Genomic DNA, 14,242 nt, shown 5'->3' with positions numbered 1-14,242 from the left:
CGCGGTGACGGGCATTCTGTAGCATTGGTCGGCGCGCCGTGGGTGCGTCTTTGCTTTATCAGATGGAGAGCGCTATGGCTTGGAATGAGCCGGGTGGCAACTCGAATAATCAGGATCCTTGGGGTGGCAAGCGCCGCAATAACGGCGACCGCAAGGGACCACCGGATCTCGACGAGGCCTTCCGAAAGCTGCAGGAAAGCCTGAACGGGTTGTTCGGTGGTGGTAAGAAACGCGGTGATGACGGTGGCGGTTCGGGCAGGAGTAGCGGCTTCGGCGGTCTGCTCGGCATCGGCCTGGTCGTGTTGGCGGCCGTGTGGCTGTACAGCGCGGTCTATGTAGTCGACGAGCAGGAGCAAGCCGTGGTGCTGCGCTTCGGCAAGTACTACGAAACCGTTGGCCCGGGCCTGAACATCTATTTCCCGCCGATCGATCGCAAGTACCTGGAAAACGTCACGCGTGAGCGTGCCTATACCAAGCAGGGTCAAATGCTGACTGAAGACGAAAACATCGTCGAAGTGCCGCTGACCGTGCAGTACAAGATCAGCAACCTGCAGGACTTCGTGCTGAGCGTTGATCAGCCGGAAATCAGCCTGCAGCACGCGACCGAAAGTGCCTTGCGCCACGTGGTGGGTTCCACTGCGATGGATCAGGTGCTGACCGAAGGTCGTGAATTGATGGCCAGCGAAATCAAGGAGCGTCTGCAACGCTTCATGGATACCTATCGCACCGGCATCACCGTTACTCAGGTCAACGTACAGAGCGCAGCCGCACCGCGTGAAGTGCAGGAAGCCTTCGATGACGTGATCCGCGCCCGTGAAGACGAGCAGCGTTCGCGTAACCAGGCTGAAACCTACGCCAACGGCGTCGTGCCGGAAGCCCGTGGTCAGGCCCAGCGCATCATCGAAGATGCCAATGGTTACCGTGACGAAACCGTCTCGCGCGCCAAGGGTGAGGCTGATCGCTTCACCAAGCTGGTGAGCGAGTATCGCAAGGCACCTGAAGTGACCCGTCAGCGTCTGTACCTGGACACCATGCAGGAAGTCTTCAGCAATACCAGCAAGGTTCTCGTGACCGGCAACAAGAATGGCCAGAGCAATCTGCTGTACTTGCCGCTGGACAAGATGGTCGAAGGCGGTCGCAACACCAGCACTCCGGTGACCGGCGCGGCAGCCACCAGCAATGAAGCGAATGTGCGTGCAGCCGATCTGCAGCAACAGCAAGCACGTACCAGGGAGAGTCGCTGATGAGCAATAAATCGCTGATCGCCCTTATTGTCGGCGTCGTCGTGGCGATCGCTGCCTGGAACTGTTTCTACATCGTGGCTCAGACCGAGCGTGCGGTGCTGCTGCAGTTCGGTCGTGTGGTCCAGACAGATGTTCAGCCGGGCCTGCATGTGAAAGTGCCTTACGTTAACCAGGTGCGTAAATTTGACGCACGTCTGATGACGTTGGATGCACCGACACAACGCTTCCTGACGCTGGAAAAGAAAGCCGTCATGGTTGATGCCTACGCCAAGTGGCGCGTGAAAGATGCCGAGCGCTTCTACACCGCGACTTCCGGCCTCAAGCAGATTGCTGACGAGCGTCTTTCCCGTCGTCTGGAGTCGGGCCTGCGTGACCAGTTCGGTAAGCGCACGCTGCACGAAGTGGTGTCCGGTGAGCGCGATGCGCTGATGACCGATATCACCGCTTCGCTGAACAAGATGGCGGAAAAAGAGCTGGGCATCGAAGTTGTCGATGTTCGGGTCAAGGCCATCGATCTGCCGAAAGAAGTGAACCGCAGTGTGTTCGAGCGCATGAGTTCCGAGCGTGAGCGTGAAGCTCGCGAGCACCGCGCCAAGGGTAACGAGCTGTCGGAAGGCATTCGTGCCGACGCTGATCGTCAACGCCGCGTGTTGCTGGCTGAAGCCTATCGTGAATCTGAAGAGGTTCGCGGTGACGGTGATGCCCAGGCCGCTGCAATCTACTCCAAGGCCTACGGCCAGGATCAGGAGTTCTACGGTTTCTACCGTAGCCTGCGTGCCTACCGTGAAAGCTTCGCGAACAAATCCGACGTCATGGTCCTGGACCCAAGCAGCGACTTCTTCCGTTACCTGGAAAAAGCCAAGCCTTGATACGACGTTGACCTGAATCATCCCCCGCCTGACGGCTAACACCTCGGGCGGGGTGATCCTTTGGGAAAACGTGTGTATGATGCGGCAGCCGGGAAATTCCCGGCTTTTTTGCGTCTGCACGTTTGATTGCTGTTTTTTATGCAGGCGTCCGAGTTGAATGACTCGACAGGTTTTTCGAGGAAAGTGGTTGGCGAAGCCGGTTTCAGGCTTTTCGCCGCGTTGTTCATGCGCGTGGTTTGTGCGCATGAGCCGATCATTTTCTGCTTCACTCAAGGCTCGCCCAAAGGCTTGTCGCCCGGATCATAGGGGAATGGCGTAATGGCAACGGTAGACCGCTGGCTGCTGCCAGATGGCATCGAAGAAGTACTGCCACCAGAAGCGGCGCGCATTGAAGTCGCGCGTCGTCAGGTGTTGGATCTGTTCCAGAGCTGGGGTTACGAGTTTGTCGTGACTCCCCATATCGAGTACCTGGAATCCCTGCTGACCGGCGCGGGCCAGGACCTCGATCTGCGTACCTTCAAGGTCATCGACCCGCAATCGGGCCGGCAGATGGGTTTCCGTGCTGACATCACGCCGCAAGTGGCGCGTATCGATGCGCACACCTTGCGTCGCGAAGGCCCGAGCCGTCTGTGCTATGCCGGTAGCGTGCTGCACGCTCAGCCGCGCGCCTTGTCGTCCTCGCGCAGCCCGATCCAGCTGGGTGCCGAGTTGTACGGCGATGCCAGCCCGAGCAGCGACGTGGAAGTCATCAGCCTGATGTTGGCTATGCTGCAACTGGCCGATGTGCCGGATGTGCACATGGACCTCGGTCATGTCGGTATCTACCGCGGCCTGGCTCGCGCCGCCGGTTTGTCCGGTGAAGTTGAACAACAGTTGTTCGATGCATTGCAACGTAAGGCCATCGACGAGGTCATTACCTTGACCGAAGGCTTGCCTGCCGATCTGTCGGGCATGTTGCGGGCGCTGGTCGACCTGTGTGGCGGCCGTGAAGTATTGAGCGCTGCGCGCGAGCGTCTGGCGAATGCGCCGGCGCCAGTACTGGCCGCTCTGGACGACTTGCTGGCGATTGCCGAGCGTCTGTCCACGCGTTTCCCTGAGTTGCCGTTGTATTTCGACCTGGGCGAGTTGCGCGGCTACCACTACCACACCGGTGTGGTGTTCGCGGTGTTTGTGCCGGGTGTTGGCCAGTCCATTGCTCAGGGCGGTCGTTACGACGACATCGGTGCCGACTTCGGTCGTGCCCGTCCGGCAACCGGCTTCTCTACCGATTTGAAAACCCTGGTGACCCTGGGGCGTGCTGAGATCGAGTTACCGTCTGGCGGTATCTGGATGCCTGACAGTACGGATGCGGCACTCTGGCAGCAGGTTTGCCAGTTGCGCAGTGAGGGTCAGCGTGTCGTTCAGGCATTGCCTGGGCAACCTTTGGCCGCCGCCCGTGAAGCGGACTGCGACCGGCAATTGATTCAGCAGAACGGGCTTTGGCAAGTATCGCCACTGGCTTCTTGAGTTTTCCTGCCGGCCGCGGCCGGCACCAAGTTTGCGCGAATGAGGACAAGTGTTATGGGTAAGAATGTCGTAGTCCTGGGCACCCAATGGGGTGATGAGGGCAAAGGCAAGATCGTTGATCTGCTGACCGAACATGCTGCCGCCGTAGTGCGCTACCAGGGTGGCCACAACGCTGGTCACACCCTGGTGATCGATGGCGAAAAAACCGTCTTGCACCTGATTCCGTCGGGCGTGCTGCGCGAAGGCGTGCAGTGCCTGATCGGCAACGGCGTGGTGGTTGCACCTGACGCCCTGCTGCGGGAAATCGTCAAGCTGGAAGAGAAAGGCGTACCGGTGCGCGAGCGCCTGCGTATCAGCCCGTCCTGCCCGCTGATCCTGTCCTTCCACGTTGCGCTGGACCAGGCCCGTGAAAAGGCCCGTGGCGAGCTGAAGATCGGTACAACCGGTCGCGGCATCGGCCCGGCCTACGAAGACAAGGTTGCGCGCCGTGGTCTGCGTGTTGGCGACCTGCTCAACATGCCGCGCTTTGAAGACAAGTTGCGTGAACTGGTGGACTACCACAACTTCATGCTGGTGGGTTACTACAAAGAGCCGGCCATCGAGTTTGAAAAGACCCTGGCTGAGTGCAAAGAATACGCTGAGCTGCTCAAGCCGCTGATGCTCGACGTGACGGCCGAGCTGCACGACCTGCGTCGCGCGGGCAAAGACATCATGTTTGAAGGCGCCCAAGGTTCGTTGCTGGACATCGACCACGGTACTTACCCGTACGTGACCAGCTCCAACACCACCGCTGGCGGCGTGGCTACCGGTTCGGGTGTTGGCCCGATGTTCCTGGACTACATCCTGGGCATCACCAAGGCTTACACCACGCGTGTAGGTTCGGGTCCATTCCCGACTGAACTGTTCGACGAAGTCGGTGCGCACTTGGCCAAACAAGGTCACGAGTTCGGCGCGACTACCGGCCGTGCCCGTCGTTGTGGCTGGTTTGACGCTGTTATCCTGCGTCGCGCTATTGATGTGAACAGCATCTCGGGCATCTGCCTGACCAAGCTGGACGTACTCGACGGTCTGGAAACCATCAATATCTGCGTCGGCTACAAAGACGCCGCAGGTAACGTTGTCGCCCCGACTGACGCTGACAGCTACGTGGGTCTGCTGCCGGTGTACGAAGAAGTGCCGGGCTGGACCGAGTCGACCGTGGGTGCCAAGACACTGGAAGAGCTGCCAATCAATGCTCGTGCCTACATCAAGCGCGTCGAAGAGCTGATCGGCGCGCCGATCGACATTATTTCGACGGGCCCGGACCGCAACGAAACCATCGTTTTGCGTCACCCGTTCGCTTAATAAGTCATTGATGTAAAACACAAAGGCCCCTTAATTGGGGCCTTTGTCGTTTCTGTCTGTCGGACGGCACGACCCTTGCTGTGAACTTCATTAAGCGCATCGCTTCTAGCGTGCCATCAATTTAATGGCGTTAAAGCAGAGGGATTCTAAGTGTCGGCCGTTCTCTCACTGTTACAAAGCCGTCTATTACGGCCTGTGTTCGTTACCCTTGGTATCGCCCTTTTGGTGCAGGTGCTGGTGGCTGTTGCTTTGACTCGGAGCACGGTGACTGCACTGGAAGCCGACCTGGGTGTGCGCCTGGGTGCCGACAGTCAAAAACTTTCCGGAGAGTTGGAGCAAGCAGGGCGTGAAGTCACGTCGAGCCTCGACAGCCTCTCCACCAGCACGCGCCAGCGCCTTACGGCGGGCTTGTCCTCGCGATTGAAGGACGAGCAGGCACAGCTGCGTGCGACGCTCGAGAAGGATCTGAAGGACTCCGCCAATGATATGGCGCAGCTTCTGGCTTCGGTCGCGCCCCGCGCCATGTGGGACAGCGACGTTCCAACCCTGTCCGAATTCGCCCGCCGGGCTCAGCGCAATCCGAACGTGTTGTTCGTGATCTATGACGACGCCACCGGCCAGCACCTGACCCGCTATTTGAATCGCGAGAACCCGATCAACAAAGCGCTGCTGGAGAAGGGCCAAGGCGAGCGTGCGTTGGACAAAGTGCTGGATGCGGCGAAGAACGATCCATCGGTCTACTACCTCGAGGCCTCGATCAGCCCCAATGGAGTGGAAATCGGCAAGGTTTTGATGGGCGTCTCTACCGCTTCGGTGGAAGTCGATCTGGCAGCCCTGGACAAGCGCTTCACCGCGCTGATCGCCAGCAGTGATCAACTGGTCGGCGACAGCCTCAAAGGCGCGGCGGCTGATAGCGCAGCGGCAATGGGCGCGCGTCTGAAGTCGGCGCAATCCACGGCTTCTGAAATGCAAGCCAACACCACCAGCACTGTTCAGGAAGCGGCGGGTACATTGCGCTGGCGCATCGGCATGGGTCTCGCGCTGGTCGGTTGCGGTGTGCTGCTGTTGCTCGCGGTGGTGCTGGGTCGTCGAGTGGTCAATCGCCTGAAATTGCTGATTGCGGCCATGGATGATTTAGCGGCGGGCGAGGGCGATCTGACCAAGCGTGTGCAGATCAACAGCAAGGACGAAATCGGCGATATGGCCTCGGCGGTCAATCGCTTTGTGGATAAGTTGCAGCCGATCGTGCGCGAAGCGGGCGATGTGGCTCAGCGCACTGGCGTGGAAATCGGCGCCATGACCTTACGCAATGCCGGGGCCGATAAAGCAGCGGGCATGCAGCGTGATGAAGTGGCGGAGAGCCTGCGTGCGTTGTCGCAGATGGCGGATGACGCTCAGTCTGAAAGTCACGCCATGCAGGCGGCCTTGCAGCAAGTGGTGGATATTCGTTCGGCCACGGATGAAAACACGCGGACCTCGGCGAAAGTCGGCAGTCTGATCGAGGCGTTGGCCGGGCAGGTCGATACCGGGGCGAAAGTCATCGAGCGGCTGGCGCAGCAGAGTGAGCAGATTGAAGTGGTGCTGACGGTGATTCACGGGATCGCCGAGCAAACCAACCTGCTGGCGCTGAACGCGGCGATCGAAGCGGCGCGTGCGGGCGAGACCGGTCGCGGGTTTGCCGTGGTGGCCGATGAAGTGCGGGCGCTGGCGAGCAAGACGCAAAGCTCCACTGGCGACATTCAGGCGCACATCGTTGCTTTGCAACAAGGCGCGCGTGAGGCGGTGGCCGCGATCGGTCAGGCCGGGCGTCAGGCCAGCGAAGGTTTGCTGGTGCTGCGTGACAGTGCGCGGTTGCAGCAGTCGGTGCAGACGTCGGTCGAACAAGTGCATGCGGCGATAGGTCTGGCAACGCAGGCAGCGGCGCATCAGGCGCAAGGCGCGCAAGCGGTGCGTGGTCGCGTTGAGACCATTCATGCACAGGCTGAGAAAGCGGCTCAAGCGGTGGTGGAAACCACGGCCAGCGGCAAGGTGCTGGATGGATTGGCGGCGCAGTTGAAGGCGAGCCTGGGGCAGTTCCGGGCTTAGGATGTTCTTTGTTTGGACTGGCCTCTTCGCGAGCAAGCCCGCTCCCCTGTGGGAGCGAGCTTGCTCGCGATGGCAATCTCAGCGGCTCAGATACATCCGTGTCGTAAGCAAATAGACCGGCAACCCCGACACCAAAATCAACAACGCCGCATAAGGCGCTGCCGCCGCAAACTCCACATTCGCGGTATGCGCCCAGACTTCAGTGGCCAGCGTATTAAGCCCGGTCGGACTCAGCAGTAAGGTCGCCGTCAGTTCCTTCATCGCATCCAGAAACACCAGCGCAAACGCTGCGCCCAGTGCCGGGAAAATGATCGGCAGCGTCACCCGGCAAAACGCACTGAAAGACGATGCTCCCAGCGTGCGTGCAGCCTCCTCCAGTTGCGGCGCAGCCTTGTTCAGCGCCGTACGAATTGGTGCCTGTGCCAGCGGCAGAAACAACAGCGCATAAGCAATCAGCAGCAGCGCAGAAGTCTGGTACAGCACCGGCACATAGTGCAGGGCGAAATACACCAGCGTCAGCGCGATCACCAGTCCTGGCAGTGCATGCAGCAGATACGGCAAGCGTTCGGCCCAGATCGCCAATTGGCCCTTGTGGCGCACCACCAGCAGTCCCACCGGCACTGCCAGCACCAGGCACAGCGCGGCGCCGCCCAGCGACAACGCCAGGGAGGAGAGCAGCGCCTCGCTGATTGCCGCCACCGGGAAGGCTGCCGACGAACCCACTGCCAGCCAGTACGCCAGCATTCCGAGTGGAATACCGCTGCCGATGATCGCCAGCACCAGGCAATAAAGTTGTCCGGCGGCAGCCCAAGGCCCCAGCCGAACCTGTTCCGCATGCCGGGCCGCGCCCTGACCGGTACGCACGTGTCGGCCCTTGCCACGTACGCGCAGTTCCAGCCACAGCAGTATCAGACACAGCGCCAACAACACCGCGGAAAGCATCGCAGCATTCGCGTTACTGAATTCCAGTTCGAACTGTTGATAGATCGCGGTGGTAAAGGTTTGCAGTCCAATGATCGACAGCGCGCCGAATTCCACCAGCATGTGCAGCGCGATCAGCAGCGAACCGGCGAGCAGTGACGGCCAGAGCAGTGGCAGAGTGATTCTGAAAAATACGCCCCAGCGATTCTGCCCCAGTGTGCGGGCGGATTCTTCGAGGGAGGGGTCGAGATTGCGCAGGGTCGCCGCGACCGGCAGAAAGATCAGCGGATACTTGGACAGGGTCATCACCAGGATCGCCCCGCCCAAGCCTTCGAAATGAGCGCTCAGCGAGACCCAGGTAAAGCTGCTGACAAATGCCGGTACCGCGAACGGCAGGCACAGAATCACGCCCCACAAGCGCCGCCCCGGCAAGTTGCTGCGCTCAAGCAGCCAAGCCAGCGACAGGCCGATCACGCCACAGGCGAGCGTCACACCGACCATCAGCGCCAACGTGTTGCGCAGCAGGCCAAACACATAAGGGCGCCACAACAAATGCAACGCCTCAGCCCAGCCGGCCTGCCAGGTCTTGAGTCCGACATACGCCAGCGGCAACAGGCTGAGCACCACCAACAGAAAAACCGGCAACAACAACCAAATCGATGGCCGCTTGCGCCGTGGCACGTAACCCCCGCTCGAGGCGGGGGCGGATAGCGATACGCTCATCAGTTCAAGCCAACGTCACGTTCCAGGTCCAGGGCTTCCTCGGCATTGCCGAGATCGGCGGGCGTGACCTTCGGTGCCTCAAGTTCGCTGAACGGCTTGAGCCCGCGATCCGATTCCATGCCTTTGTGCAGAGGGTACTCGGCGGTGGTCTGGGTGATCACGCGCTGACCTTCTTCACTGGCCATGTAGGCAAGGAATTGCTGGGCTTCTTTTGGGTGTTTGCTGGACTTCAGTACGGCCGCACTGGAAACAGTGATCAGTCCGCCGACGTCGCCTCCGGTGAAATAATGCAGTTTCGAATCGAGCTGGCCTTTTTCACGCTGCAAGGCGAACCAGTAATAGTTGTTCACGAGCACGGTAGCGACTTCGCCGTTTTCCACCGCCTTCAGCGCAACCATGTTGTTGCTGTAGGTCTTGCCGAAAGCGCGCAAGCCGGTCAGCCATTCTTCGGCCGCGTCCATGCCATGCACTTTGATGATTGCCACGGCCTGTTCCTGGAAGGCGCCACTGGTAGGTACGAAGCCGACCTTGCCTTGCCATTTCGGATCGGAGAACTCCATGACCGACTTGGGCAGGTCTTTTTCATCAATCAGTTTCGGGTTGAAGGCGACCACGCGGACCCGGGCGGTGACACCGATCCAGGTGCCATTGCCGGCGACGTAGTCTTTGGGCAGAACGGCGAGGGTGGCGGCATCGGTCTGTGCAAGCAGGCCTTGTTCGCCGAGTTTGTTCAAAGGTGGCGATTCTTCGGTGTAGATCACGTCGGCGGGGGAGCGATCTCCTTCTTCGACGACCTGGCTGGCGAGCTGGTTGCTGCTGCCTTTGCGCACATTGACGTGAATTCCGGTCTTGGCTTCGAAGGCTTTGGCGATGGCGTCGCCGACTTCTTTGTGTTGACCGTTATAGAGTGTCAGGGAAACCGGTTCGGCGGCATGGGTGAGGGGAGTGGCGAGTGCCAGGCCGAGCAGGGTGATGGTCAGGCCGCGGCGCAGGGTATTTCGAAATATCATTCGCAAGGTTCCTCACTGTCGCATTGCAAAAACTTGAAACAATGATAAACGATATTGTTTCTCAAGTGCGCCTTGCAGGGGGGGCGAGGTTTAGTCTGAGGTGGCTAGTGCGAGCCTTTGTGGTGAGGGAGCTTGCTCCCGCTCGGCTGCGAAGCAGTCGCAAAAGAGGAAAAAATGTATGGCAGAGATTAACAAGTAGGGCTGTTCCGCACCCCAGCGAGAGTAAGCTCCCTCGCCACAAAAGGCCGCATTGATATCTTTTCAAATGCCAGAAACGCAAAAACCCGCTTTCGCGGGTTTTTGTGAAATTTCAGATCGACTCTGAAATTTGAATTGGTGCCCAGAAGAAGACTCGAACTTCCACGACCTTGCGGTCACCAGCACCTGAAGCTGGCGTGTCTACCAATTTCACCATCTGGGCATAATCTTCAGCGTTGCCGCTGTTGATGTGGCGCACTATACGGAGAGCTTTTTGATCTGTAAACCCCTGATTTAGTTTTAATAAATCAGAGGCTTAGAATGCAAAAAACCCGCTTTCGCGGGTTTTTGTGTGAGCCTTGAAATTGAACTAATCTCAAGCTCGAAATTGGTGCCCAGAAGAAGACTCGAACTTCCACGACCTTGCGGTCACCAGCACCTGAAGCTGGCGTGTCTACCAATTTCACCATCTGGGCATTATCGGCAATGCGTCTGCGTCGTCGATGGCGCGCACTATACGGAGCGTCTTTTTAACTGTAAACCCCCGACATCAAAAAAACCTGGAATATTTTACCAGCGGCATTTAATTCAGCGTCGCGGTGTCGATAAAGGGCTTTAGATGGGCTGTCACAGCCTGAAATTTCCCGTTTCATTACGCCTATGCCAAACTAACCCGCATATAGACAAGGTGAAAACTCTCTAATGGCCGATTGGCAGTCCCTCGATCCCGAGGCCGCTCGTGAAGCGGAAAAATATGACAACCCTATTCCTAGCCGCGAACTGATCCTTCAGCACCTTGCTGATCGGGGTTCGCCTGCTAACCGCGAGCAGTTGGTCGAAGAGTTTGGTCTGACGACAGAAGACCAGATCGAAGCCCTGCGCCGCCGCCTGCGCGCCATGGAGCGCGACGCTCAACTCATCTATACCCGTCGCGGCACCTATGCGCCGGTGGACAAGCTCGACCTGATCCTGGGCCGCATCAGCGGTCACCGTGACGGCTTCGGCTTCCTGGTCCCGGACGACGGCAGTGACGACCTGTTCATGAGCCCGGCGCAAATGCGTCTGGTGTTCGATGGCGATCGTGCCCTGGCCCGTGTTTCCGGCCTTGACCGTCGCGGTCGCCGCGAAGGCATGATCGTCGAAGTGGTGTCCCGTGCCCACGAGACCATCGTTGGTCGCTACTTCGAAGAGGGCGGTATTGGTTTTGTCGTTGCGGACAATCCGAAGATCCAGCAAGAAGTGCTGGTCACGCCGGGTCGCAATGCCAACGCGCAGATCGGTCAGTTCGTCGAAGTGAAGATCACTCACTGGCCGACGCCACGCTTCCAGCCGCAAGGCGACGTGGTCGAAGTCGTGGGCAACTACATGGCGCCGGGCATGGAAATCGATGTCGCCCTGCGCACCTACGATATTCCTCACGTCTGGCCTGAGGCTGTGCTGAAAGAAGCCGCCAAGCTCAAGCCGGAAGTCGAAGAGAAAGACAAAGAGAAGCGCATCGACCTGCGTCATCTGCCGTTCGTCACCATCGACGGCGAAGATGCGCGCGACTTCGATGATGCGGTCTACTGCGAAGCCAAACCGGGCAAGCTGCGCCTGTTCTCCGGCGGCTGGAAGTTGTACGTGGCGATTGCCGACGTTTCCAGCTACGTGAAAATCGGTTCGGCACTGGACAACGAGTCCCAGGTTCGCGGTAACTCGGTGTATTTCCCTGAGCGCGTCGTGCCGATGCTGCCTGAGCAGCTGTCCAACGGCCTGTGCTCGCTGAACCCGCACGTCGATCGCCTGGCCATGGTTTGCGAGATGACCATCTCCAAATCCGGCGAGATGACCGACTACTGCTTCTACGAAGCGGTGATTCACTCCCACGCTCGCCTGACCTACAACAAAGTCAGCTCGATGCTGGAAACGCCGAAACTCACCGAGGCGCGTCAGCTCCGTGGCGAGTACAACGACGTTCTGCCGCACCTCAAGCAGCTCTACGCGCTCTACAAGGTGCTGTTGGCCGCTCGTCACGTGCGTGGCGCGATCGATTTCGAAACGCAGGAAACCCGGATCATCTTCGGGACCGAGCGCAAGATTGCCGAAATCCGTCCAACCGTTCGCAACGACGCCCACAAGCTGATCGAGGAATGCATGCTGGCGGCCAACGTGGCCACTGCCGAATTCCTGAAAAAGCACGAAATCCCTGCGCTGTACCGCGTCCACGATGGCCCGCCACCGGAGCGTCTGGAAAAACTGCGCGCCTTCCTTGGCGAGCTCGGCCTGTCCCTGCACAAAGGCAAGGACGGCCCGTCGCCGAAGGATTACCAGGCATTGCTGGCGAGCATCAAGGACCGTCCGGATTTCCATCTGATCCAGACCGTCATGCTGCGTTCGTTGAGCCAAGCGGTGTATAGCGCTGATAACCAGGGCCACTTCGGCCTCAATTACGAAGCCTACACCCACTTCACCTCGCCGATCCGCCGCTACCCGGATTTGCTCACGCACCGGGCGATTCGCAGCGTCATCCATTCGAAAATGGACACCCCGCACGTTCGCCGTGCTGGCGCGATGACCATTCCGAAAGCGCGCATCTATCCGTACGACGAAGCGATCCTGGAGCAGCTCGGCGAGCAGTGCTCGATGAGCGAGCGCCGTGCCGACGAAGCGACCCGCGACGTCGTGAACTGGCTCAAGTGCGAGTTCATGAAAGACCGTGTGGGCGAGTCGTTCCCGGGTGTGATCACTGCCGTGACCGGTTTTGGTCTGTTCGTCGAGCTGACCGATATCTACGTCGAAGGCCTGGTGCACGTCACCGCGCTGCCGGGCGATTACTACCACTTCGATCCTGTGCACCACCGCCTGGCCGGTGAGCGTACCGGTCGCAGCTTCCGTCTTGGCGATACCGTTGAAGTGCGCGTCATGCGCGTCGACCTCGACGAACGCAAGATCGACTTCGAGATGGCTGAAAAAACCATCAGCGCGCCGATTGGCCGCAAAAAGCGCGGAACAGAAACCGCTGCACCTGCTGCCAAAACAGTTGCTGAACCGGCCCCGGCGAAAACAGGTCGTCGTCCTGCCAAGGAAAAAGCTGTCGAAGCCTATCGCCCGAGCGACGCCGCGGCGAAAAATGCCGAATTGCGCAAAAGCCGCGAAATGAAGCAGGCGTTGTTGTCTGAAGCGAAAAGCGGCGGTAAAGCGGCGTCTGGGGGAAAGACCGGACGGTCGGCGCCTGACAAGGCTCCCGGCGGCAAGCCAGCCAAACCGAGCAAACACCGTAAAGGCCCGCCAAAAGCGGGTTCTGCTCCAGCCGCCAAAAGCGGCGGGGCGCGTAAGCCGAAGGCCAAGTCATGAGTAATTTGGAAAAGATCTACGGCGTGCATGCTGTAGAAGCGTTGCTGCGTCACCACCCAAAACGCGTCAAGCAGATCTGGCTGGCCGAAGGCCGCAGTGATCCGCGCGTGCAGACCCTGATCCAGTTGGCTGCCGAAAATCGTGTAGCCGTCGGCAATGCTGAGCGTCGCGAGCTGGATGCCTGGGTTGAAGGCGTGCACCAAGGCGTGGTGGCGGACGTGAGTCCGAGCCAGGTCTGGGGCGAGGCCATGCTCGACGAATTGCTCGATCGCACTGAAGGCGCACCGCTGTTGCTGGTGCTCGACGGCGTGACCGATCCGCACAACCTCGGCGCTTGCCTGCGTTCGGCGGATGCGGCCGGCGCACTGGCGGTGATCGTGCCGAAGGACAAGTCAGCCACGCTGACCCCGACGGTACGAAAAGTCGCTTGTGGCGCGGCGGAAGTGATTCCGCTGGTCGCCGTCACCAACCTGGCGCGCACCCTGGAAAAACTCAAGCAACGTGGCTTGTGGGTTGTCGGTACGGCGGGCGAGGCTGAGCAGAGTCTGTATCAGCAAGACATGACTGGCCCGACCATCCTGATCATGGGTGCTGAAGGCAGCGGCATGCGTCGCCTGACTCGCGATCTTTGCGATTATCTGGTGCACCTGCCGATGACCGGTAGCGTCAGCAGCCTCAACGTATCCGTGGCGACTGGCGTTTGCCTGTTCGAGGCTCAGCGCCAGCGTAGCGTCAAAGCCGCCGGAACCGCCAAAAAGTCTTAAACCAGTTGCGATCCCTGTGGGAGCGAGCCTGCTCGCGATAGCGGAGTAACATTCAGCATCAATGTTGAAAGTTATATCGCCTTCGCGAGCAAGCCCGCTCCCACAGTGGTTTGTGGTGAGGCGAAAATAGTGGGTTGAACGAGCTGTTCAAATAATCACCAATTGCCTTGCACCTCTTCTGTCCCTTCTCTACAATTGCGCCCCTTGCTGTGACGGCAGGCACGCATGTGTCTATCGCAAGCAAG

The 14,242-nt window shown here is 59.5% G+C and carries 9 protein-coding genes and 2 tRNA genes; 7 read left to right on the top strand and 4 right to left on the bottom strand.

The annotated features are described in order from the left end of the window. Window positions 1–74 precede the first annotated feature (74 nt). From hflK to ABH912_RS17660, 5 genes are all read left to right on the top strand, one after another. Window positions 75–1,244, top strand: coding sequence for an FtsH protease activity modulator HflK (hflK, locus tag ABH912_RS17680; protein WP_033055544.1), 1,170 nt, complete (start codon window positions 75–77; stop codon window positions 1,242–1,244). Next, complete coding sequence (gene hflC, locus ABH912_RS17675) at window positions 1,244–2,113, top strand: protease modulator HflC (RefSeq protein WP_008156983.1); 870 nt, start codon at window positions 1,244–1,246, stop codon at window positions 2,111–2,113. Before hflK ends, hflC begins: the two co-directional genes overlap by 1 nt. Window positions 2,114–2,431: 318 nt before the next feature. Further along, the gene (locus ABH912_RS17670; RefSeq protein WP_007939588.1) at window positions 2,432–3,619 is read left to right on the top strand and encodes an ATP phosphoribosyltransferase regulatory subunit; all 1,188 of its coding nucleotides are present in this window, start codon (window positions 2,432–2,434) and stop codon (window positions 3,617–3,619) included. A gap of 54 nt (window positions 3,620–3,673) precedes the next feature. Beyond that, a complete protein-coding gene (locus ABH912_RS17665; protein WP_429511263.1) occupies window positions 3,674–4,963 on the top strand; it encodes an adenylosuccinate synthase in 1,290 nt (429 codons plus the stop codon). Window positions 4,964–5,113: 150 nt separating this feature from the next. Then, window positions 5,114–7,048 carry a methyl-accepting chemotaxis protein gene (locus tag ABH912_RS17660; RefSeq protein ID WP_033055546.1) on the top strand — a complete coding sequence of 645 codons (1,935 nt, stop codon included), beginning with the start codon at window positions 5,114–5,116 and terminating at the stop codon, window positions 7,046–7,048. 78 nt (window positions 7,049–7,126) lie between these two features. Here ABH912_RS17660 and ABH912_RS17655 read toward each other — a convergent pair whose 3' ends face one another. The 4 genes from ABH912_RS17655 to ABH912_RS17640 form a co-directional block, all read right to left on the bottom strand. Next, window positions 7,127–8,692 carry an ABC transporter permease gene (locus ABH912_RS17655; protein ID WP_429511262.1) on the bottom strand — a complete coding sequence of 522 codons (1,566 nt, stop codon included), beginning with the start codon at window positions 8,690–8,692 and terminating at the stop codon, window positions 7,127–7,129. Continuing rightward, window positions 8,692–9,702, bottom strand: coding sequence for an extracellular solute-binding protein (locus tag ABH912_RS17650; protein WP_429511261.1), 1,011 nt, complete (start codon window positions 9,700–9,702; stop codon window positions 8,692–8,694). The genes ABH912_RS17655 and ABH912_RS17650 overlap by 1 nt, the downstream gene beginning before the upstream one ends. A 334-nt stretch (window positions 9,703–10,036) precedes the next feature. Further along, window positions 10,037–10,123: transfer RNA gene (locus ABH912_RS17645), tRNA-Leu, on the bottom strand. 166 nt (window positions 10,124–10,289) lie between these two features. Further along, a tRNA-Leu gene (locus tag ABH912_RS17640) sits at window positions 10,290–10,376 on the bottom strand. Window positions 10,377–10,602: 226 nt separating this feature from the next. On the opposite strand from ABH912_RS17640, the gene rnr reads away from it, so the two are divergent. Both rnr and rlmB read left to right on the top strand, forming a co-directional pair. Beyond that, the gene (gene rnr, locus ABH912_RS17635) at window positions 10,603–13,233 is read left to right on the top strand and encodes a ribonuclease R (RefSeq protein WP_429511260.1); all 2,631 of its coding nucleotides are present in this window, start codon (window positions 10,603–10,605) and stop codon (window positions 13,231–13,233) included. Further along, window positions 13,230–13,997 (top strand): 23S rRNA (guanosine(2251)-2'-O)-methyltransferase RlmB, encoded by a 768-nt coding sequence (rlmB, locus tag ABH912_RS17630; RefSeq protein ID WP_429511259.1) that lies wholly within the window; start codon window positions 13,230–13,232, stop codon window positions 13,995–13,997. Before rnr ends, rlmB begins: the two co-directional genes overlap by 4 nt. Window positions 13,998–14,242 lie beyond the last annotated feature (245 nt).

It is taken from the genome of Pseudomonas sp. BT76 TE3572 (assembly GCF_050435365.1).
GTDB classification, from domain to species: domain Bacteria; phylum Pseudomonadota; class Gammaproteobacteria; order Pseudomonadales; family Pseudomonadaceae; genus Aquipseudomonas; species Aquipseudomonas fluorescens_W.
Note: the sequence above shows the minus strand (reverse complement) of the source record. Positions and strands in the feature narration are given on the sequence as shown.